The 21,382-nt window shown below is 62.8% G+C and carries 22 protein-coding genes and 1 tRNA gene; 12 read left to right on the plus strand and 11 right to left on the minus strand.

The window, feature by feature from the left end:
• From ACO06J_RS17185 to ACO06J_RS17200, 4 genes are all read right to left on the minus strand, one after another.
• A complete protein-coding gene (locus ACO06J_RS17185) occupies positions 1-822 on the minus strand; it encodes an ABC transporter permease (RefSeq protein WP_421761938.1) in 822 nt (273 codons plus the stop codon).
• A 1-nt stretch (position 823) separates the two neighbouring features.
• Positions 824-1,738, minus strand: a complete 915-nt coding sequence (locus ACO06J_RS17190) for an ABC transporter permease (RefSeq protein ID WP_421761939.1) — start codon at positions 1,736-1,738, stop codon at positions 824-826.
• A 166-nt stretch (positions 1,739-1,904) separates the two neighbouring features.
• A complete protein-coding gene (locus ACO06J_RS17195) occupies positions 1,905-3,194 on the minus strand; it encodes an ABC transporter substrate-binding protein (RefSeq protein ID WP_421761940.1) in 1,290 nt (429 codons plus the stop codon).
• A 24-nt stretch (positions 3,195-3,218) separates the two neighbouring features.
• On the minus strand, positions 3,219-4,304 hold the full coding sequence (locus ACO06J_RS17200) for an ABC transporter ATP-binding protein (RefSeq protein WP_421761941.1): 1,086 nt from the start codon (positions 4,302-4,304) through the stop codon (positions 3,219-3,221).
• Between the two features lie 247 nt (positions 4,305-4,551).
• On the opposite strand from ACO06J_RS17200, the gene ACO06J_RS17205 reads away from it, so the two are divergent.
• Together ACO06J_RS17205 and ACO06J_RS17210 are read left to right on the plus strand one after the other, a co-directional pair.
• On the plus strand, positions 4,552-5,277 hold the full coding sequence (locus tag ACO06J_RS17205) for a GntR family transcriptional regulator (RefSeq protein ID WP_421761942.1): 726 nt from the start codon (positions 4,552-4,554) through the stop codon (positions 5,275-5,277).
• A gap of 221 nt (positions 5,278-5,498) precedes the next feature.
• Entirely contained in the window at positions 5,499-6,074 is a 576-nt protein-coding gene (locus ACO06J_RS17210; protein ID WP_421761943.1) for a L,D-transpeptidase, read from the plus strand.
• Between the two features lie 24 nt (positions 6,075-6,098).
• Here ACO06J_RS17210 and ACO06J_RS17215 read toward each other — a convergent pair whose 3' ends face one another.
• Positions 6,099-6,749 (minus strand): GntR family transcriptional regulator, encoded by a 651-nt coding sequence (locus ACO06J_RS17215; protein ID WP_421761944.1) that lies wholly within the window; start codon positions 6,747-6,749, stop codon positions 6,099-6,101.
• 318 nt (positions 6,750-7,067) lie between these two features.
• Here ACO06J_RS17215 and ACO06J_RS17220 point away from each other — a divergent pair, with 318 nt between their 5' ends.
• From ACO06J_RS17220 to ACO06J_RS17235, 4 genes are all read left to right on the plus strand, one after another.
• Complete coding sequence (locus ACO06J_RS17220; protein ID WP_421761945.1) at positions 7,068-8,393, plus strand: ABC transporter substrate-binding protein; 1,326 nt, start codon at positions 7,068-7,070, stop codon at positions 8,391-8,393.
• Between the two features lie 67 nt (positions 8,394-8,460).
• Positions 8,461-9,378, plus strand: coding sequence for a carbohydrate ABC transporter permease (locus tag ACO06J_RS17225; RefSeq protein ID WP_421761946.1), 918 nt, complete (start codon positions 8,461-8,463; stop codon positions 9,376-9,378).
• Complete coding sequence (locus ACO06J_RS17230) at positions 9,378-10,259, plus strand: carbohydrate ABC transporter permease (protein ID WP_421761947.1); 882 nt, start codon at positions 9,378-9,380, stop codon at positions 10,257-10,259. Before ACO06J_RS17225 ends, ACO06J_RS17230 begins: the two co-directional genes overlap by 1 nt.
• 35 nt (positions 10,260-10,294) lie before the next feature.
• On the plus strand, positions 10,295-11,344 hold the full coding sequence (locus ACO06J_RS17235) for a mannonate dehydratase (RefSeq protein WP_421761948.1): 1,050 nt from the start codon (positions 10,295-10,297) through the stop codon (positions 11,342-11,344).
• 67 nt (positions 11,345-11,411) lie between these two features.
• Here ACO06J_RS17235 and ACO06J_RS17240 read toward each other — a convergent pair.
• The 5 genes from ACO06J_RS17240 to hemC form a co-directional block, all read right to left on the minus strand.
• Positions 11,412-11,487, minus strand: a tRNA-Thr gene (locus ACO06J_RS17240).
• 77 nt (positions 11,488-11,564) lie between these two features.
• Positions 11,565-12,938: a heme biosynthesis protein HemY gene (locus ACO06J_RS17245; RefSeq protein WP_421761949.1), complete on the minus strand. Its 1,374-nt coding sequence runs from the start codon at positions 12,936-12,938 to the stop codon at positions 11,565-11,567.
• A complete protein-coding gene (locus ACO06J_RS17250) occupies positions 12,935-14,170 on the minus strand; it encodes a COG4223 family protein (protein ID WP_421761950.1) in 1,236 nt (411 codons plus the stop codon). Before ACO06J_RS17250 ends, ACO06J_RS17245 begins: the two co-directional genes overlap by 4 nt.
• Before the next feature lie 22 nt (positions 14,171-14,192).
• Positions 14,193-14,918: a uroporphyrinogen-III synthase gene (locus tag ACO06J_RS17255; protein WP_421762534.1), complete on the minus strand. Its 726-nt coding sequence runs from the start codon at positions 14,916-14,918 to the stop codon at positions 14,193-14,195.
• Positions 14,919-14,930: 12 nt separating this feature from the next.
• Positions 14,931-15,866, minus strand: a complete 936-nt coding sequence (gene hemC, locus ACO06J_RS17260) for a hydroxymethylbilane synthase (protein ID WP_421761951.1) — start codon at positions 15,864-15,866, stop codon at positions 14,931-14,933.
• Between the two features lie 82 nt (positions 15,867-15,948).
• Here hemC and tsaD point away from each other — a divergent pair, with 82 nt between their 5' ends.
• Genes tsaD through ACO06J_RS17280 form a run of 4 tightly spaced genes read left to right on the plus strand, consistent with a single transcriptional unit; the run spans position 15,949 to position 18,685 of the window.
• Complete coding sequence (gene tsaD, locus ACO06J_RS17265; protein ID WP_421761952.1) at positions 15,949-17,007, plus strand: tRNA (adenosine(37)-N6)-threonylcarbamoyltransferase complex transferase subunit TsaD; 1,059 nt, start codon at positions 15,949-15,951, stop codon at positions 17,005-17,007.
• A complete protein-coding gene (locus tag ACO06J_RS17270) occupies positions 16,997-17,965 on the plus strand; it encodes an NAD(P)H-dependent glycerol-3-phosphate dehydrogenase (RefSeq protein ID WP_421761953.1) in 969 nt (322 codons plus the stop codon). Before tsaD ends, ACO06J_RS17270 begins: the two co-directional genes overlap by 11 nt.
• The gene (locus ACO06J_RS17275) at positions 17,965-18,258 is read left to right on the plus strand and encodes a YciI family protein (protein ID WP_421761954.1); all 294 of its coding nucleotides are present in this window, start codon (positions 17,965-17,967) and stop codon (positions 18,256-18,258) included. Before ACO06J_RS17270 ends, ACO06J_RS17275 begins: the two co-directional genes overlap by 1 nt.
• A 1-nt stretch (position 18,259) precedes the next feature.
• Positions 18,260-18,685: an EVE domain-containing protein gene (locus ACO06J_RS17280; RefSeq protein ID WP_421761955.1), complete on the plus strand. Its 426-nt coding sequence runs from the start codon at positions 18,260-18,262 to the stop codon at positions 18,683-18,685.
• A gap of 3 nt (positions 18,686-18,688) precedes the next feature.
• Here ACO06J_RS17280 and ACO06J_RS17285 read toward each other — a convergent pair whose 3' ends face one another.
• Positions 18,689-18,892, minus strand: a complete 204-nt coding sequence (locus ACO06J_RS17285) for a DUF1674 domain-containing protein (RefSeq protein WP_421761956.1) — start codon at positions 18,890-18,892, stop codon at positions 18,689-18,691.
• A 104-nt stretch (positions 18,893-18,996) separates the two neighbouring features.
• Here ACO06J_RS17285 and htpX point away from each other — a divergent pair, with 104 nt between their 5' ends.
• On the plus strand, positions 18,997-19,983 hold the full coding sequence (gene htpX, locus ACO06J_RS17290) for a zinc metalloprotease HtpX (protein ID WP_421761957.1): 987 nt from the start codon (positions 18,997-18,999) through the stop codon (positions 19,981-19,983).
• A gap of 4 nt (positions 19,984-19,987) precedes the next feature.
• Positions 19,988-21,289: an RsmB/NOP family class I SAM-dependent RNA methyltransferase gene (locus tag ACO06J_RS17295; RefSeq protein WP_421761958.1), complete on the plus strand. Its 1,302-nt coding sequence runs from the start codon at positions 19,988-19,990 to the stop codon at positions 21,287-21,289.
• Positions 21,290-21,382: the final 93 nt, after the last annotated feature.

Raw genomic sequence — 21,382 nt, forward strand, 5'->3', positions numbered from 1 at the left:
TCACGGCCTCGCCACTTGCCGGCGATTGATCAAGGCGATCAACGCTATGGTGCCGCCAATGATCAGGAACGAGAAGGCCGTCGTCACGGTGCCGAGCGCATAGAGAACGGGGGTCGTGACGTTGGTCGTCATCCCATAGATCTCAAGCGGCAGCGTGTTGAAGCTGCCGGCGGTGAGCAGGGTGCGAGCGAACTCATCATAGCTGAGCGAGAAGCCGAACAAGCCGACGCCGATCAGGCTCGGTGCAATCATCGGCAGCAGCACGTGGTAGAACGTCTGCCACGGGCTAGCCCCCAGATCGCGCGCCGCCTCTTCGTAAGAAGGCGAGAAGCGGTTGAACACGGCAAACATGATCAGCACCCCGAACGGCAGTGTCCACGTGAGGTGGGCACCAAACCCAGAGCCGTACCAGGCAGGCCTGATGCCGATTTGCTGGAACAGCACCCCAATCCCAAGGCTGACGATGATCGAAGGAACGACCAGGCTGGCAATAGTCAGGTAGAACAAGGGCGTAGCACCGACAAACCTGCGCCTGAATGCCAGTCCTGCCAGCAGCGCCACGACCACGGTCGATGCCATCACCATCAGGCCCAAGGTCAGCGAGCGCGTAAAGCTTGCACCGAAATCACCCACAGCCTGCTTTTCGAAAAGGTTGAAGAACCAGTGCAGCGACACGCCATTCAAGGGGAAGGTGAGGCCGCCATTGGGCCCCTGGAAGCTCAGGATGAAGATCGCCGACATCGGGCCGTAAAGAAACAGCACGAACAGGCCAAAGAAGGCCGCAAGGACGTAGAATCCGATACCGCGTTTTTCGCCGCCCATCTCAGAGCTCCTTCCGGATATCGACAATACGGAGGATGCCAGCGACCAGGAGCAGCACAACCGCCAGCAGCACCACGGCGTTGGCCGCTGCCGCAGGGTATTGAAGCAGCGACATCTGGTTCTTCATCATCAGCGCCACCGAAGCACTCTGGCCGCCGCTCATCACCTGCACGGTGGAAAAATCCGCCATGACCAGCGTCACGACGAAGATTGTGCCGATGGCCATCCCGGGCTTGGCAAGTGGCAGAATGACGCTCCATAGGATCTGGAAACTATTGGCACCAGCGTCGCGTGCAGCCTCGATCAACGAGCGGTCGATGCGCATCAGGGTGTTGAAGATCGGTGTCACCATGAACAGGGTGTAGAGGTGCACCATGGCGAGAATGACCGCGAAGTCCGAGTAGAGCAGCCACTCGATCGGCTCGGAGATGATCCCCATCTGCACCAGCGTGGTATTAACGAGGCCATTGCGGCCCAGAACTGGGATCCAAGAGATCATCCGGATGATGTTCGAGGTCAGGAACGGCACCGTGCAGATCAGGAACAGCACTGTCTGCGTCGCGGCCTTGCGCACGTGAAACGCCAGGAAATAGGCCACCCAGAAGCCGATGAACAAGGTCAGTGCCCAGACAATGGCGGCAAATTTTAGCGTGTTGAGATAGGTCTTCCAGGTCACCCAGCTACCCAGCACGTCAGCGTAATTGCTGGTCAGAAAGTCTGGATAAAGCCCTGCAAAATCATAGTCCCAGAAGCTCACCACAACCAGAAGGAGGATGGGGAGCAGAAGGAAGAACGCCAGGATCACCAGCAGTGGGGTGGCCTGCAGATATGAGGCGATAGCACCCAGCGTGAACGGCACACGGCGCGGCTTCGGCTTGCCGGTGGGGGCAATCAAGGACTCGTCGGCTATGGCCATTTCTTCTCCTGGAACTTCCCCTCGCCCGCCCTTCGGGCACCCTCTCCCTTAAGGGGAGAGGGGCCAAAGCCGAGATATTTTAGTCGGCCTTTCCTCTCCCCTTGAGGGAGAGGGTGGCGCAAAGCGCCGGGTGAGGGGACGTTCCCCACCCGTCAGAGTGGCGTCGTTACGCTGCGATGAACTCGTTCCAGCGCTTCACCATGTAGCGGTCTTCATCCATCACCGAATTCCAGCAGGCGACGTGGCCCATACGCTCGAGGAACGAGCCGCCATCACGCACGGCACCCGCCTTTTCCATCACCGCACCATCGGGCGAGAGGATATCGCCGGCGGCCGGCTTGCCTTCGATCCAATAGCCCCACTCATCGGCGGACATGAATTCCTTGGCTGTATCCATGGCCGCCGAATAATAGCCTTGGCGGTTGAGATAACCGCCGACCCAGCCCGAGGTGTACCAGTTGATGTACTCGTAAGCCGCGTCGAGCGTCGCACCGGAGAGGTGCGAAGCAAGCCCAAGACCGCCGCCCCATGAGCGATAGCCTTCCTTGAGCGGCTGGTACTTGCAGGCGATGCCCTTGGACCGCACGGCGGCCACTGCCGGCGACCACATCGACTGGATGATCACTTCGCCGGATGCCATCAGGTTGACGCTCTCGTCAAACGACTTCCAGAAGGCGCGGAACTGCCCGTCAGCCTTGGCCTTGATCAGGAAGTCGATCGTCGTGTCGATCTCCGCCTTGGTCATGTTGCCCTTGTCGGCGTACTTGATGATCCCCATCGCCTCGCAGATCATCGCGGCGTCCATGATGCCGATCGACGGGATGTTGAGGATGGCTGTCTTGCCCTTGAAGGCCGGGTCCATGATGTCGGCCCAGGTCGAAATCTCACGACCCACCAGATCCGGACGGATGCCCAGCGTGTCGGCGTTGTAGATCGTCGGCACCATGGTGAACCAGCCGGTCTCTGATGCGGCGAAGGTCTTGTCGCCCGGCTTTTCGACATAGCCCACGGTGTGGGGAGCAGTACCCTGGGCAATGACGCTATCTGGCGTCAGCTTGCCGCTTTTGAACAGCGGCACGATCTTGTCGTAGTACTTGAGCTTGGACGTATCCATCGGCTGGATCACGCCGGTGGGGAACACCTTCTTCAAGATCCAGTATTCGATGTCGGCGATGTCGTAGCTGTCCGGCTGGGTGACGGCGCGCTGTGCGGCGGCATCTGAATCGGTCGCCGTCATTTCGAGCGTAATGCCGAGGTCGGCCTTGCACTTTTCAGCGATGGCGTTGAGGTTCGACACGCCCGTGCCGAACTGGCGCAGGGTGATCGGGTTCTGGGCCCAGACGGTCGGGAACCCAGTAATAGCTCCCGTGCCGAGAGCGGCGCCCGCCGCAGCGGCGGCGCCGGTCTTGAGCAGGCTGCGGCGTGAGATGCCGGCTTTCTTGCTGATGTCAGTCATGTGCATTTCCCTGTTACAGATGGCCTACTTGGTGAAACGTCCGAGAACGATTGCGTCCTCGATGTCCCAGTTGAGCGGCACCGCATCGCCGACTTTGACCGGCCTCGCAAAGAAGCTGATGTCGTCGACAATTGCAGTGAAGTCCTCGACTCCGGCCCCATCGACCGAGAGTTTTACCGAGGCGCCGCGATACTCGATGTTGGAGACCGTGCCGGTGAAGCCGAGGCCCGCGCCTGCGCTCGGTCCAAGCCTGACATGATCGGTGCGAATGGCGATATCGGCGGGGTCCCCGGCGGCACCCAGCATGCCGTTCGCGGCAAAGCGGCCACCGTTCGGCACCTCCAGAAGCTCTGCGCTGTCGGCGGAGACTGTCCGCCCCGACACCACGTTGTGGTCGCCCATGAAACGCGCGACGAATGCGGTGGCGGGGCGTTCAAAGACCTCGCGCGGTGAGCCCGCCTGTTCGATCCGACCCTCGTTCATCACCACAATCAGATCGGCCAGTGCCATGGCTTCTTCTTGGGAGTGGGTGACATGGATGAAGCTTATGCCAAGCCGCGCCTGCAGTTTCTTGAGTTCCGCGCGCATCCGGATCTTCAGGAACGGATCGAGCGCCGAGAGCGGTTCGTCAAGCAACAGCGCCTCCGGGTCGGTGATCAGGGCACGCGCCAGAGCGACGCGTTGCTGCTGGCCGCCGGAAAGCTGGGCAGGCCGGCGCGTGGCATAGCCTTCCATCTGCATCAACTGCAGCATCTCTAGCGCCTTGGCCCGCCGCGCCTCTTTGCCTACGCCTTTCATGCGCAGGCTGAAGGCGACGTTGTCGATCAGATCAAGATGCGGAAACAGCGCGTAAGACTGGAACATCATGGCGGTGCCGCGCCGGGCTGGCGGCAGGTGTGTCACCATGGTGCGGCCGAGAAGAATATCTCCATCGGAGACGCTTTCGTGCCCGGCAATCATCCGCAGGGTCGAGGTTTTGCCACATCCCGATGGGCCGAGCAGGCAGCAATAGGTCCCCGCCGGTATCTTGAGGCTGACCGCATCAACCGCCACGGTCGAGCCGTAGCGCTTGGTCACAGAAGCAAGGTCGATCTCGGCGGCTTTCGACATCCAGCGTCCCCGTTTTCGCAAAAGACGATGCAGGCCGCGTGCCAGTTCGCGTCGGCGGGATTACCCGGTTGTTTTCATTTGCAGTTTTTCGCAGAGACGAATGCCGACAAATGCATCAGCGCTGATCATTGCCTATTTCGTAGGCGAGTGTTCGCAATGTGCGCCGAAAGTGTATGCAATCTTGATAGGGGCTTGTGTGCGGTCTGCCCTTTTCTCCGCGCTGCGATTCCGGCTATGAGTGCTGGACATGCCGAACGACATCAAAATCGCTGATTACCCTTTTGTCCCCGCCACCGCTGGCGAGGACAGGGCGTTCGGCATTCGCGAGCAACTGCGTGATGCCATCATCGATCGTCGGCTGGCGCCGGGCACGAAACTGAATGAGGCCGAGGTCGGCGAACTGTTTTCTGTGAGCCGCACCGTGGTGCGCGCTGCCCTGCAGATGCTCTCGTTCGAAGGGCTGGTCCGCACAGAGCGGAACCGCGGCGCGTTTGTGGCCAATCCCAGCCCAGAAGAGGCGCGGCAAGTTTTTGACTCCCGACGCCTGATCGAACCGGCACTTGCCATGGCGGCTGCAGAGCGGATCGGACCAACCGATATTGCGGCGTTCCGCGACCGCCTCGCCCAGGAATCCGAGTTGATCTCGGAGCGTGGGGCCAGTGCACGCCGCGCGGAGATCAGGGCGTCGGGTGACTTTCACCTGCTGCTGGCGGAAGTTGCGGGCAACGCGATTTTGCAGCGCTTCATGGAAGAACTGGTTGCGCGATCCTCCCTGGTAATCGCGCTCTATGGCCGCACCGGAGCTTCAAGTTGCGGTCACTCCGACCACGGCAGCATCCTCAAAGCGCTCGAAAGCCGGGACGGCGCGCTCGCGGGCCGCCTGCTGGTGCACCATATCGACCATATCGAGGGCGACCTCGATCTGAGGTCGCTCGAAGGCCGCGCGCTGCGGGACGCATTGACGTCCCCCTAGCTGATTGCAACCGATACCCCCTCCTCGCGTTACTTTCAGCGGCAGGCGCCGTCGCAGTTCTGATGATGCCGATGTTACTAGACAAATACAGGGGCTTGCCGGCTGATGTGGGCTCGCGTTTCTCTCTTTTTTGGAAGACTTATTTGACCAATCGTCGCTTGTTCCTCGTCGGCGGGGCCTCATTGGCCCTGAGCGCCTGTTCATCCACTGGCAGACCCGGTTTGCAGTCCAATGTCATCCAGGTCGATCAGCCGTGGGCCAGCTACTATTCGATGCTGAAGGACGAGCCGTTCCCCGTCAATGGCGTGGATATCCGCAAGATTCCCCAACAGTTCTGGCGTCAGGAAGTCGACTACGAGGGTGGCGAGCAACCCGGCACCATCGTGGTGAACACGACTGAACGCTTCCTCTATCTTGTCGAGGCTGGCGGCCGCGCAATGCGGTACGGCGTCGGCGTCGGCCGCGAGGAAGGGCTCAACTTCCGTGGTACCGCGACCATTGCCCGCAAGGCAGAGTGGCCGCGCTGGACTCCCACTGCCAACATGATCAAGACGCAACCGGAGCGCTATGGCCCGGTGGCGGCCGGCATGGCCGGCGGCCCCGGAAATCCTCTTGGTCCGAGGGCGCTCTATCTCTATCGCAACGGCAAGGACACGCACTTCCGGCTGCATGGCACGCTTGAGCCCTATACGATCGGCCAAAGCGTCTCATCGGGCTGTATCCGGCTGATCAACCAAGACATCATCGACCTCTACAGCCGCGTCCCCGTCGGCACCAAAGTCATCGTTACAGGCTAGTGCACGGGCGGCACAGGTGACGCACTACGTCGTCAGCACCCGGTGAAGCACCGCCTTGAGGTGCCGGTCGAGACCCTCGACCGCGACATCCACGTTACCCGCTTCAAGCGCGTCGATGATGGCGAGATGTTCGCGCATCGACTGCACCGTGTTGGCGGGTCCGACGGCGTCCAGATTGTGTAGCCGGATCAGGTACATCTTCTGGGTGAGGCGGGCATATACCGTGCCCACCTGATCATTGGCGTAGACCTTGATGAAGCTCTCGTGGAAATCGTCCTCAAGGGCTTTCACAGCTAGCCGATAGGCCGCCAGCTCATTGGTCGCCTGCACGAACTCGATGATTGCGCCATGCGCTTCCCGCATCCGCGCGATCCACTCGCGCGTCACCATGCCGGCGAACTTCCTCAGGCCTTCCCGTTCCAGCAGGCCGCGGAACTGAAAGGTATTCCCGACGAACTTCATATCGGGGTAGAAGATCGTAATTCCGACTTTGCGGCGGACTTTGATCATCCCTTCGGCCTCGAGCAGCGTGGTGGTTTCGCGCATCGGCGACAGGGATAGCCCCAAAATCTCGCCAAGTTCTTCCTGTTTCAGCGTCTGGCCGAGCTTGAGCCGGCCCTCGATCAGCGCCTCGAAGAAGGCGCTGTAGCCCTTGTTGTCGATGCCTCCGTTCACGCTTTCCTCCGTGCCACCGCGCGCTTCTAGCCGCGGTGAGCCCAATTGTCATCAAACGAAAGGCTAGTATGCCGTCGCGTTGACAAGCATTAATCGCGCCATATAGGCTTTCAATCTAGATATTAGATATATCTTTGCGTCGATGGCGCTGTTGAACGCCAGCTTCTGCCACCGCCAGTGTTTTGAGCGTGGCACTACGAAATTTGCGATGACCGAGGAGACGCCTCCACAGCAGGCGTGGTCATCAAGGGAGATAGATCGCTGCCCGACAAAGGCCGGCTCAACGGCATCGGGCGCGATCCTGAGGAGGAGAAACCTATGACCGACACGATCCATGCCAGCAAACCCTGGTCGCGGCGCCGCTTGCTCACCACCGCTGCGAGCGGTCTCGCGCTGGCCGCCGCGAGCGGCTTTCCGATGCCCGCCATCGCGCAGAGCAAGAAGCTCACCTACTGGGGCGGCCTGATCTTTTCTGAAGATGCAAACAAGCTGTTGAGCGACACCATCATGGCATGGGGTGCCGCGAACGGCGTCGCTACCGAAGTTGTGATGATCAACCAGAACGAGACGACGCAGAAGGTCTCGGCGGCGGTGTCGTCCAACACCATGCCGGATGCCATGGATGCGGGCCTTGGCCTCGTGCGGTTGCTCGGTCGGCAGGGAGTGTTCTCGGACGTTGGCGATCTCTACAAGAAGATCGGCGATGCACAGGGCGGCTGGTTCTCCGGCCCGGACACGGCGACCGACCTGACGGTGGACGCTGGCGTGGCGCGCATCGGCATTCCGTTCGGCGTCAACGGCAACCTGCTGCTGCGTCGCAAGGACCTACTCGAGCCGGCCGGGTTTACCGAGGCGCCCAAGACCTGGGAAGAGTTAAAGGCCCAAGCCGAAGCGATCAACAAGGCGCCGGTTTCGGGCCTTGGGTTGGCGCTATCAAACGTCGGTGACGCGAACCTGCAGGTCGCGGTGCTGCAATCATATGGCGGCCGCATTGCCGATGATGCCGGCAAGAAGGTGATGATCGACTCGCCCGAGACGCGCGAGTGGCTGGCCTGGGTCAAGGATGCGTGGGACAAGAAGCTGTTCCCAGCGGGTAACACCACCTGGGATGGTGCCGGAGACAACCAGGCGTACCTGTCGGGCCAGGCCGGCTTCATCGCCAATACCGGTTCGGTCGGCATTGCCGCGAAGAAAGACGATATGGAACTGTTCGAGGCCAGCGCTTTCTCGCCGCTGCCAGGCGGCCCCAAGGGTATCATCTCGCCTATCGATGTGCAGATGCGCGCCATCACCAAGTCCAGCGCCATGCAGGATGAGGCCAAGGCGCTGCTTGAGCACCTCAGCAGCCCCGAATACATGAACGCCTACTTCAATGTGGCGATCTACGGCCCGGTGCTGCAGGCCCAGGAAAAGCTGCAGGCGTTCGACGGAACCAACTCGATCCTCGTCGGCCTGCTCGGTCTCGCCAAGAACGGCACGGCACCGGCCTACCCGGACGTCAACAATGCCGCCTTCGCCGATCTTGCCTCGAACTTCCTGATCCCCAAGCTGGCACAGCGCGTGGTGGTTGATGGCTGGGACTTCGACAAGGCAATCGCCGAAGCGCAGACCCAGGGCCAGGCGATCTACGACAAGTACGCTTGATCCAGTCATCTTCCGCGGCCGGTTTGGCCGGCCGCGGCTTCTTTTGTTCGTTTTGAATGGATGGGCCATGTCCCTTGCGGCTGACAACATCCCGGCGACACGGCGGCGCCTGCTTTCAGGCAATATTCGCGTGAAAGTATTCGCCTACCTCCTCGTCGCGCCGGTCATTCTGCTGATCTGCGGGCTGGTCGCCTATCCGTTCCTGTTCGCCATCTGGGTGTCGTTCACCGACATGGTGGTGGGCAGCGTTGGCAACTTTGTTGGCTTCAAGAACTTCGAGTATCTCGCCGGAACCGCCACCTTCTACAGCGCGATCTGGAACACCGTTACCATCGTGCTGATTTCGGACGGGCTGAAGCTGGTCATTGGGCTCGGCCTCGCCCTTTTAGTGCACCAGAACCTGCCGGGGCGCGGCATTTTCCGCTCGTTCCTGATGTTGCCCTGGGCGATGCCGGCGTTCGTCGCTTTCCTGACCTGGCGCGTGCTGTATCAACCGATCGGCGGCGGCATCAATCTCATCCTCACGCAGACGGGCCTCTACCCCGAGGTGATCGATTTCCTCGGCTCGCGCTCGACGGCGATAGGCTCGGTGATCGTGGCTTCGGTCTGGCGCGGTTTCCCGTTCTGGTTCGTCTCGATCCTTGCGGCGTTGCAGTCGGTGCCCAAGGAGTTGTACGAGGCGGCAATCGTCGACGGGGCGAGTGCCTGGCAGCGGTTCTGGAACGTCACCATTCCCGGCTTGATGCCGGTGATCATCGTTACGACGCTGTTGAGCTCAATCTGGACCGCCAACGGCTTCGAGCATGTTTGGCTCTTGACCGCCGGCGGGCCGTCGGACGCGACGATGGTGTTCCCGGTGCTGGCCTATTTCGGCATGCAGACGCAGCGCATCGGCGAGGCGGCCGCGGTGTCGGTCTACATGCTGCCGGTGCTGGCGATCCTCGTTCTGTTCGCCACCTCGCTGATGATGCGGAGGGAAGAATAATGGCCGCCCTTGCCGACATCTCGGGCGCCATGCCGGTGCACAGCGTTTCGGCGCGGCGCCGGCTCATCACCAGCCGGATCATCGTTTATGCAGCTCTGATCGTTGCGGTGATCCTGGTGCTGTTCCCGATCTACTGGATGATCGTCACCTCACTGAAGCTGCCGCGCGAGATCTATCGCGTGCCGTCGCTATGGCCGAAGACATTTACGCTCGACAATTTTTCTAAGCTTCTGGCCGATGGAAAATTCCTGCTCGCCATCCGCAATAGCGCTATTGTGTCGTCGATCGTGACGGTCATCTCGGTGATTATCTCATCGTTTGCCGCCTATTCGATGGTGCGGTTCCGGTACCGGTTTCGCGGCGTGTTCGGGCGGTTGATCCTGTTTGCCTACCTGACGCCCGGCTCGCTGCTGTTCATTCCGCTGTCGATTGTGATGGCGCAACTGCACCTCGGCAACTCGCTGGTCGGGTTGATCCTTGTCTACCTGACCTTCTCGCTGCCGTTGTCGACCTGGCTGCTGCAGGGCTATTTCAGGGGCGTGCCGCGCGAACTCGAAGAGCAGGGGATGATTGATGGGTTGACGCGCTTCGGCGCATTGATCCGGATCGTCCTGCCGCTTTCTGCGCCGGGCCTCGCTGCGGTGGCAATCTTCACCTTTACCGGGGCGTGGAACGAGCTGCTGTTCGCGCTTGTGCTCACCACCTCGGAGAGCGTGCGCACCGCGCCGCTCGCGCTCAATTATCTCATCACCAGCGACGTGCTGCCGTGGGGGCCGTTGATGGCCGGCGCCGTCATCTCGTCGGTACCGCTGATGATCCTCTATTTCGTCGCCCAACGCTTCATGATTGCCGGTATGTCGGAAGGCGCCGTCAAGGGCTGACGAAACAACTCAACGAAAGACAGGAACAACGGACGATGGGTATCAGAGTTGCGGTAGGGCAGTTTCACGAGCTGACCGAGGAGCGGCTGCGCTTTGCGGCGCAGATCGGCGCGACGGGTTTGCAGATGAACAACCCCACGCTCCCCGGCGACAGCCGCTGGGAGCAGAAAGATGTAAGGGGGCTGGTCGACCAGATCGAAGCGGCCGGGCTGAAGTTCGAGGCAATCGAGAACGTCCCCACTCACTTCTACCACAAAGCGATGATGGGCCTTGAGGGTCGGGACGAGCAGATCGAGAACTACCAGGCGACCATCCGCGCCGTGGCACGGGCCGGTGTGCCGGTGCTGGGCCTGCACTTCATGCCCAACTCCGTCTGGACCACGGATCGCGCCGGCGCCACCCGCGGCGGTGCGGTAGCGCGCCAGTTCGACATGTCGGTGGTCGAAGCCAATGCCGACAACATCGAGCTACTTCGTTCCTACATGCCGACGACGCTGGGCCGCGCCTCCTCCATGCCGCTGTTCGGCAAGGACGGGCCGGTGATCACTGAGGACCAGATGTGGGACAACTACGTCTACTTCATGACGGCGGTGCTGCCGGTGGCCGAGGAAGAAGGGCTGAAGCTGGCGCTCCATCCCGATGATCCGCCGGTGCCGATGCTGGGTGGTGTGGCGCGGCTGTTCTACAAACCAGAGAACTTCATCAAGGCCTACGACCTCGTTGGGCGCTCAGAGGCCTGGTCGCTCGACCTTTGCCTCGGCTGCTGTTCGGAGATGGCGGGCGGTAAGGCCAATGTCACTGAGATAATTGAGTATTTCGCACCCAAGGGCCGGATCTCGTACATCCATTTCCGCGACGTGAAGGGCACAGTGCCGAACTTCACCGAGTGCTTTATCGGCGACGGAAATTTCGATCCGGCCGAAGTGATCGTGCTCCTCGCCAAGCACGGGTTCGACGGGTTCCTTCTCGACGATCACGTCCCCAAGATGGACGGTGACAGCGACTGGAACCACCGGGGACGGTCGCATGCGATTGGGTACATGCAGGGCCTGATCCGGATGGCGGAGTTCCTCGGCAAGGCCTGAGTAGAGGAAAATTCGGCCGGCGCCCCCTGCGGGTGCCCGTCGTTTCCGCTCGCAATGTTCAGAAAAATGGTGCCGCTTAGGTGACTCGAACACCTGACCCCATCATTACGAATGATGTGCTCTACCAACTGAGCTAAAGCGGCCTGCTGCGTCTACGCGCGAGCGTCGGTCTCATACGCGGGGTCAGCGCCGCGCGCAAGAGGTTTGGCGCCAATCGTCGTCAGCCCTCCGGCAGTGCCAGCGGTGCAGCGCGCGGCGTCGTCGGCTCGGTGGTTGCAACGGCACTACCTGTCGCACTGGTGCGGGCGGCTACTGCGCTGGTCGGTACGCGCCATTCGAACGCATCGAGCTTCCCGGAGACCGGGGACAGTGGCTCCCACTCGTCGGACGTGATCCCATCCGCCGTCCATACCGGGTCGCGCGGCGCGCGGACCGCGCGGTTGAGCCAGTCGCGAGCCTTGCCCTTGTCCCCGGTCTCGCCTTCCTCGATTTCGGCCATCAATAGGCAGACCGCCTGGGACGAATTCGCACCGGCGTAGTTCGACAGCGCCGAGCGGGCCAGCGTCCAGTCGAACGCATCGATCGCGGCACGTGCCAACACCAGCGCGCTGGCCTTGTTGGGTGGGGGCGACTCGACCAGTTCGCTTATCCGCTTCAGCCGATCGACCGCCGAGGTGCCGGGGGTGGCGTTGGCAAACAGCACGGCGACATCGGGGTGCGACGTGGCGCGCCAGACGCGGCGCAGCAGGCTGCTGGCACGCCGCGCCTCGTTGCGGTTGGCATAAATGCGAGCGGCGACCAGCGCTGCAGGAACAAAGTCGGGCTGCAGCTTCAGCGCGGCTAGCGAGTGCTCCAGCGCGGCGGCGGGGTCGCGGCCTTCCGCTAGTTGCGCACGAGCGGTCTCGACCACAGCCTGCCGCCGGCGCTTGCGCATCTTTTCTTCGCGTGAAACGGCGGTTTCGTCGGCCACCATGCGTAGGGCTTCGTCCCAGCGGCCGTTCCGTGTCAGATCGTCGAACACAGCCTCACGCGCCCAGGGCGCCTGTGGGGCGATATCAAGGGCCTTCTGCGCAAAGGTCAAAGCTGCATCGGTACGGCCCTGCTGGCGGGCCTGATCATAGAGCCCGGAAAGTGCAGCAAGTGCTGTCTTTCGGTTGGAAATCAGCGCGCGGTAGTGCTCGCGTGCCGAATGCATGTCGCCTAGCGCGAGGTCGGCACGAGCTTCGAGCAGTTGTGCAGCGGCGTTGCGTGGTAGGTTACCCTGGGCCTCTCGCGCCAGTTGCCGCGCCCGGTTCGCGTCACCCGCTTGCAGCGCGATAAAGCCATCCGAGAGCGCCAGGAACCCAAGGTCTTTGCGCCGCTCACGGCTGCGGCGGGCGATGTAGTAGGGGGCCGCGACAATGCGTTTGACGATGCCCCACACAAGGATGACCACGGCGATCGCCGCGATGACCAGAAACGCAGCAACGCCCAGCCTGGGCTGCACGCGGAAGCCGAGCATTTCGATGGTCAGGATGCCGGGCAGGCCGATCAGCCAAGCGATCCCGGCTGTGACCAGCAGGCTGACGATTAACCAATAGGCGAGACGGATCACGGTGTGGTCTCCGTCGCGGCCAGCGCCTTGCTTCGTAGGTCGGTGATGAACTGGCCAGCGGCGGCGAGGGTGCGAATATCCCCACCAACCGCGCCGGCCGCGTCGCGCATCTGCTGCGGCAGGCTGTCGAGCAGCCCGGATGCGGCAACAAAGTCACGCCGCTGCACCGCGCCCTCGAGACGGGACATCACCGCGTCTGGCGCATCTCCCTCCAGTTCGCCGGTCGGGCGAAACGCCAGCAGGGCTTTGGTCCATTCGAGCGTGCCTTCCCACAGATCGTTGCTCGGAGTGGCGGTTCTTGCAGAAAGAATAGCCGGAACGATTGCTGCAAACTGCACCGCGACACTATCAGGCCGCGGCAGGCCACTCGCTGCAGCGGCATTGACGGCGTCCGGGACCGCCATGTCCGGTAAAAGCTTGAGCAGCGCAGCCAGCTCCGAGGCGAAAGGACCACCGGTGTCGAAGCTGCTTTCGATTGCTGCCACCAGGAGCGGCAGGCGAACAGCGGGGCCGATATCTCCGCCCAACATGCTCTGGTTCTGAGACGAGATGGCCGATTTGGCCAATGCGATGTCGCTTGCCGCCTTGGCGAGCGCATCGTCATGGCTCTGGAGTTTCGCCTGCTGGCTCGCAAGGTCGGATTTAACGGCGTCCAGCGCCGAGGACAGGCTGGCAATGGTGCTGGCCAGTGCCGAGCCGTCTGCTGCTGGCGCGCCTGCGCCGATCGCGGCGATGCGGTCTTCAACATCTTTTACCCGGGCTTCGAGCGGTGTCAGATCGATCGGTGCAGCAGTAGCGCTGGCGGTCGCAATCGCCTCGCGCAGTTCGGTCAACCCGGCATCGAGCTGGGTAATGGTCGCATCAAGGCTGATCTGAGTGCGCTTTGTCTGCCCCTCGACATCGCCGAGTCGCGTCTCGATGTCGGAAATCCTGGCGTCCTGGCTTTCCAGCCGCGCTGACGGATCGGAGATCTGCGGGCGATGGTCGGGCAGCGGAACCAGAGTTGCAATCCCATAGGTTGCGCCAACACCTAGGATGGCGCCCACGGCTGCGGCGATCGATATGGCACTCCATGGCATGGCGAGCCGCGCCTGCGGACGCGGCGGGCGGGGCGGATCCTGCCGTTCGGCATCGGACGTCGCTTCTGCTGCCGAACTGCTTTCCGCAGCAGCCGTTCGCGCTGTCAGGTCGATGACCGGGGGCTTTACGGGTCCCGATTTGCGCTCAGCCATGCGGCAAGGTCCTCATATTCAATCAGTGTGCGTTTTGGTCGCGCGAAAAAGACAAGGCAAGCCCCATCATTGCCTCTTCGCTGGGATGATCGGCCAGCCCGATGCGAACGAAATGGGCATCCATCAGCGGCTCGGCAACGGCTTCGGAGAGACAAAGCATGACAGGACGGCTGCGGGCTGCCCGGTCAAACTCATCTCCCAACAACGAAACAAACGTGGCCGCCGTGCGGCGAGAGTAAAACAGCACTGCTGCGATGCTGCCCCCCGCCAGGTCTTTAGCCACGCCGTCCGGCAGGCCTTTGACGGCGACCATGGCATAAACCGGCACGGTGATGACCATTCGACCGAAAGGAGCGAGCGACTTGGCAAGGTCGGCTGATCTGTCCCGGGCCGCGAGATAGAGGATCGGTCCGGTCACCGACGCATGTGCCAGCAGTTCCGTCAGGTCGGCAAAAGAACCTGCGGCGCTTTGGACCTTTGTGAAGCCACTCGCCTTGGCCGCTGCCGCGGTGCGGTCGCCGACGCAGTAGGCCGGGAGATGTTGATATCGCTCAAGCGCCCCGCGTTCGGTCAATGCCCGCAGGGTGTTGGTGCTGGTCAACGCTAGCGCCGCAAAACCTGCGGGATCGGGCAGCGTGTGCGAAAGTGTTTCATGCACCAGCATGGGGGCTAGCACGGGCGCTATCCCGAGCGCTCCCAGTCGGGCTGCGGTGTCGCTCGCGTCGGGTTCTGGCCGGGTCACGAGCATGCGCACGCCACGCTATCCTTTGAATTGACGCTGAAAATCAGCGCCGGCTTGGGCCAGAAGTTGCGCACCGAGTTCATGGCCGATGCTGACTGCGTCCTGTCGAGGTCCGCTCGCTGTGCCGCGGTGGTACTCGCGGCCATTGGGGCTCAGGATTTCCGCGGTCAACGTGCACGAAATTCCACTCAATTCGGTAAACGCGCCAATCGGTGTTCGACACGATCCGTCGAGCGTGGCGAGGAGGGCGCGCTCACAGGAGACTGCGGTGGAGGTGTCGGCATGATTGAGCGGCGCGACGAATTCCGCAGTTTTCGTGTCGTCAGCTCGGATTTCGATGGCGATGGCGCCCTGGGCTGGTGCCGGCGGGAACTGGCGGGGATCGAGGAGGCTGGTGATCCGATCGGACTTGCCCAACCGGTTGAGTCCGGCAGCTGCGAGCAGCGTCGCATCGGCCACGCCGGCCTCGAGCTTTGCCAAGCGCGTGTCCACGTTGCCTCGGAACGGCACGATCTTGAGATCTGGACGTTCGCGCAACATTTGCGCCGCACGTCGGATGGAGGACGAGCCGAGTTTTGCGCCCTCGGGCAAAGCCGCAATCGAGCCGTAGCGCAACGATACGAAGGCGTCGCGCACGTCTTCTCGCTCGAGGAACGCTGCGAGGATCAGGCCATCCGGCAATGCCGAGGCTAGGTCTTTCGATGAATGGACCCCCAAATCGATCTCGCCAGCTTCAAGCGCCGCCTCGATCTCCTTAGAGAACAGGCCCTTGCCGCCCGCTTCGCTCAGGGGGCGATCGGTCAGGCGGTCGCCGCTGGTGCTGATGACCCGGATTTCGATCCGGGACTCATCGACCCGGTGGGCGGTTGCCAGCAGGCGGCGCGTCAAATGCGCCTGGGCGAGGGCCAGCATTGAGCCGCGGGTACCGATGCGGAGGAAGGGCGCCGATTGCATTGACGTCGGGTCCTATTGTAGGCCAAGCCCAGATATGGTGCCCGACAGGGCTTAGCCGACGCGAACCGGGCGGGCAAGTTTGATGAGAGTTCTGGGGATCGAGACCAGCTGCGACGAAACAGCCGCCGCCATTGTCGAGCGCGACGAAGCGGGCAACGGCCGGATCGTCTCCAACATTGTCCGCAGCCAGTTCGAAGAGCATGCCGCCTATGGGGGAGTCGTCCCCGAACTCGCGGCGCGCTCCCATGTCAGCCACCTCGACGGGATCATTCGTCGTGCCTGCGACGAGGCCGGACTTTCCTTGAGTGATGTCGATGCCATCGCTGCAACGGCGGGCCCCGGCCTGATCGGCGGCGTCCTTGTGGGCCTGACGACGGCCAAGGCCATCGCCGCTGCCTTGGGGAAGCCGCTCGTCGCTGTCAATCATCTGGAAGGGCATGCTCTTACCGCGCGCCTAACGGACCGCATCGCGTTTCCCTACCTCATGCTGCTGGTTTCCGGCGGTCACAGCCAGTTCGCGCTGGTGCGGGGCGTCGGGCAGTACGAACGCTGGGGCGGCACCATTGACGACGCGCTCGGCGAAGCCTTCGACAAGGTCGCCAAGCTCCTGGGGCTCGGTGTTCCCGGCGGTCCGCATGTCGAGCGACAGGCGCTGCAGGGTAATCCCACGCGCTTTGCCTTCCCAAAGCCGCTATTGAAGGAAGACCGGCTGGATTTCTCCTTTTCGGGGCTGAAGACGGCCGTACGGCTCGCTGCCGAGCAACTGGCGCCGCTCACCGACGCAGATGTTGCCGACATCTGCGCCAGCTTCCAGCGCACCGTCTCTACGATCGTTGCGACGCGGTCGACGGCGGCACTGCGGCGCTTTTCGGTCGAGTTACCGGATGCCGCCTCCCAACTGGTGGTGGCTGGCGGCGTGGCGGCCAATCGTGAAATCGGGGATGCCCTGCGGCACGCTGCCAACGCCGCTGGAGCACGGCTGGTCGTGCCGCCACCGGCGCTCTGCACCGACAATGGCGCGATGGTCGCCTGGGCCGGGGCCGAGCGGCTGGCGCTGGGATCGTCTGACCCGATGGGGTTTTCTGCCAAGGCGCGCTGGCCGCTCGACAGTGCCGATATGAGGCCCGGCTATGCCGCTTGACCATGTCGCGGTGATCGGTGCCGGCGCCTGGGGCACTGGGCTCGCGCAGGCCGCGGCCATGGCGGGGCGGCGCGTCACGCTGGTCGGCCGGGATGCGGCGGTGATCGCTGATATCAACGAACGGCGCCGCAACAGCCCGCACCTCGGGGACATCGTCATCGATCCAGGTATCCAGGCGTCACGCGAGGTGCCGGAGGCCGATCTGTTCGTTCTTGCCGTGCCGGCCCAAGCCAGCCGTTCTGTGCTGGTGGAGATCGCATCACGATTGCGCGGAATGCCTGTCGTGCTCTCGGCCAAGGGCCTCGAAGCCGGCAGCCTCAAGCGGCAGAGCGAAATCCTCCACGAGGTGGTGCATGAGGCTAAACCCTATGTCCTCTCGGGTCCCAGTTTTGCTGCCGATGTGGCGGCAGGCCGGCCGACGGCGGTGACGCTGGCGGGGGATAATGCGGAGCTGACCTCGGAAATCGCCGCCGCCCTCGCCGGTCCGACGTTCAGGCTTTATGCCGCCGATGATCTCCTGGGCGTCGAACTCGCGGGTGCCCTCAAGAACGTCTACGCGCTGGGCTGCGGCGCGGTTGAAGGGGCTGGGCTCGGTGCTTCGGCTCGGGCCGCTTTGCTCGCCCGCGCCTTTGCTGAACTGACGCGGCTGGTGGTCGCGATGGGCGGCTCGGCCTCGACCCTTACCGGGCTCGCGGGGCTTGGCGACCTGACGCTCTCGTGTATGTCGGCGCAATCGCGCAACTACCGCACCGGTATCGCCCTTGGCCGTGGCGAGTCGGCCGAAGGGATCGGGCTAGCCGAAGGTGTTTCAACCGCGCCCGTCGCGCAGCGCCTGGCGCGGCAGGTAGGCATCGACGCCCCGCTCATTGATGCGATAAACCTGCTGCTCGGTGGCACAACCACCATCAATGCCATTGTTGCCGGCCTGATGGCGCGGCCGCTCAAGAGGGAAGTCTGATGCCGCTTTATTCCATCACTGCCAAGGACAAGCCCAACGGGCTGGAGCACCGTCTCGCGGTGCGCCCCGAGCATCTCAAGCACCTCGATGCCCTGGGCGAAAAGCTCGTGCTGGCCGGTCCGTTCCAGACCGAAGAGGGCAAGGCCACTGGCAGCTTCGTCGTCATCGAAGCCCCGGACCTCGCTGCAGCAACGGCGCTGTTCGAACAGGACCCGTTCGTCAAGCAGGGCGTCTTTGCCAGTTATGAGATCAGCCGCTGGGCGCTGACGCTCAACAAGAGCGCGGGCCGCTGAGATGGCATACTGGCTGATGAAGTCCGAGCCGGACGTGCTGTCCTATGACGACGTCGTCAACAAGGGCGTGCCTGAGGAGTGGCATGGGGTGCGCAACTACACGGCGCGCAACAATATGCGGGCGATGAAACTCGGCGACGAGGCATTCTTCTACCACTCTAATATCGGCAAGGAGATCGTGGGCATCGTCAAGGTTGTGGCACTCGCCCATCCTGATTCTACCGCTGATCTCAATGCAAAGGGGGAAGTAGTCTGGGAGTGTGTCGATGTGGCCCCGGTCAAGAAGCTGCCAAAGCCGGTTGGGCTGGATGTGATCAAGTCGACGCCAGAGCTTGCCAATATGGCGCTGGTCAAGCTCTCTCGCCTCTCGGTCGGTCCGGTGACCGAAGCCGAGTGGAAGCTGATCCTGAAGATGGGTGGCCTCTAGGCCTCAGAAGTCGGCGGTGAGGCCCTTGATCTCCCAGTCGCCATAGCGCACCGGATCGAGCCCGCCCCGGCCACCCTTTTCGCCTGTGGCCACCAGATCCTCGAGTTCGCGGCGGCGCTGCGCTGCTTCGTCCAGCGCGCGTTGCGCGGCTGGTGATAGCTCCCGCTCAGGGATAGTCTGGGTTTCAGTCTCGGCGATCTCAGTCATGGCGCGACCTTAAGGTTTGGTCATCTGCCCTTGCCCAAGGGCAACAATGTCCCCACTTTTACGGCTCGAAATCAGTCCTTGTCGAGGTGGAACCCTTACCAGCGATGCTCAACTTTCTTCGAACATCCGTACTCGTTGCTGCGCTGACGGCGCTTTTCATGGCTGTAGGCTATATCGTTGGTGGCCAGAGCGGCGTGCTCATCGCCCTCGCGATTGCCGCTGCGACCAATGCGATCGGCTACTGGAAGGCCGACAAGCTGGTGCTGCGCATGCAGAACGCGAGGGAAGTTGATCCCCAGAGTGCCCCGGACCTGCATGCCATGGTCGCGGACCTATCCCAGCGCGCCGATATTCCAACTCCGAAACTCTATCTGATCGATACCGACCAGCCGAACGCCTTTGCCACCGGGCGCGATCCCGAGCATGGCGCCGTGGCCGTATCGACCGGTCTGCTGCGCTATCTTGAGCCGCGCGAAGTCGCGGCGGTGGTCTCGCACGAGCTCGCGCACATCAAGAACCGCGATACACTGACGATGACGATTACCGCGACGTTTGCGGGCGCCATCTCGATGCTTGCGCAGTTCGGCATGTTCTTTGGCTCCCGCAACTCGCGCGACAACCCGCTTGGCCCGATCGGCGTTCTCATTGCGGTGATCGTCGCGCCCATCGCTGCGGCCCTTGTGCAGATGGCCGTCAGCCGTACGCGGGAATATGAGGCGGATCGGCACGGCGCGGCGATCTCGGGCGATCCCCTCGCGCTCGCTTCGGCGCTGACAAAGATATCGCAGATCGCCTCGCAGACGGTCAACGTCTCGGCCGAGCGGAACCCGGGTCAGGCCCATATGTATATCTTCAACCCGCTCTCGGGGCAGCGCATGGACAACCTGTTCGCGACGCACCCGGCGGTCGAAAACCGCATCGCGCAGCTGCAGCGCATTGCCGAGGAAATGGGCGTCGACCGCACCGGACGCAGGACGCCGCCGCTTTCCGATGCCGCCAATACTGTCCCTCGTCCGAGCGAGAGTAGCTGGCGTGTTCCGTCTGCTGGCTCTAATGAGAGCGTGCGCGGCGGGCGCGGACCCTGGGGTTGATGGCTTGAAGAAACAGAAAATGCCGCCGGGGCTTGGGCTCCGGATCGCCGCTGCCGAGCGGTTGGCCGAAGTCCTCAAGGGAGCAAACTTTGTTCCCTTTTCTGCAACAGAAATGCCGGATGGCCGCGACCGTGCCATCGCCAACCGGCTGGTGACCACGGCCTTGCGGCGGCATGGCCAGCTGGACTTTGCCATTGCGCGCTATCTCGATCGCGGCATCCCCAAAAAGAGCGGACCATTCGAGGCGCTGCTCCGTCTCTGCCTCAGCCAGCTGCTCTATCTGCCTGAACTCGGTGACCACAGCGCGCTGTTCCTCGCGGTCGAAGCGACCAAGCGTGATACGCGCAGCCAGCATCTGTCAAAGCTGATGAACGCGGTGCTGCGGCGGGCCCAGGGTGAGGCGCACTTTCTCCGCGGGCTGCCCGCGCCATCGTTATTCCCCGAGCGACTGGGCCTGCTCTGGATCAAGACCTATGGCGAGGGGTCGCTGGAAGGGATGGCGGACGCACTCATCGATGGCGCGCCGCTGGATTTGACCGTCAAGGACGCGGATGCCTCGCTCGTTGATGCCCTGAAAGCCAGTCCGGTGATCGCGGACACTGTTCGGGTTGCGACGCGCGACAGCGCTGTGGATATGCTCTCCGGATATGCCGAGGGCCGGTGGTGGGTGCAGGACGTCGCGGCCGCCATTCCGGCCCGCCTGCTTCACCTCACCGCAGGCGCTAAAGTGCTCGATCTCTGCGCCGCACCCGGCGGCAAGACGGCGCAACTGATCAAGGCGGGCTACGCAGTCACCGCGCTGGACAATGATGCCGGACGCGTTGAGAGGATGGCCGGAAATCTGGCGCGGCTGGGCTATTCGGCCGATCTGGTCGTCGCTGACGGCCTCATCTGGGAGCCGGAGGCCAAGTTCGATGGCGTGCTGCTGGACGCGCCATGCTCTGCAACCGGCACGTTCCGCCGGCACCCCGAGGTGATCTGGCATCGCAGTGCTGCCGATGTCGCCGGCCGCGTGGCACTGCAGCGCCGCTTCATTGCCGCTGCCGCCAAGTGCCTCAATCCCGGCGGAGTGCTCGTCTATTGCGTCTGCTCGCTTGAGCCCGAGGAGGGCGAGGAGCAGGCGCGGTGGATCGCCGACACTATCGATAGCCTTGAGCCACTGCCCGTTACAGCGGAAGAGTTGCCGGGGCTGGAAGAGGCCCTCACAGACGAGGGCTTTGTGCGCACGCTGCCGGGTATGCCGGTTCCTGGGGAAAACGGTGGCACGCTCGATGGGTTCTTCGTTGCGCGATATCGTCGTCGCTGAGAGGTTGAGCGTCGCGGATCAACCGACGGGGTTGGCAAGGCGGTCATTGCGCCCTATCAGGATCAGCCGGCCCCAACGGGTGTGAGGGATATT

The organism is Devosia sp. (genome assembly GCF_965229025.1).
GTDB lineage: Bacteria > Pseudomonadota > Alphaproteobacteria > Rhizobiales > Devosiaceae > Devosia_A.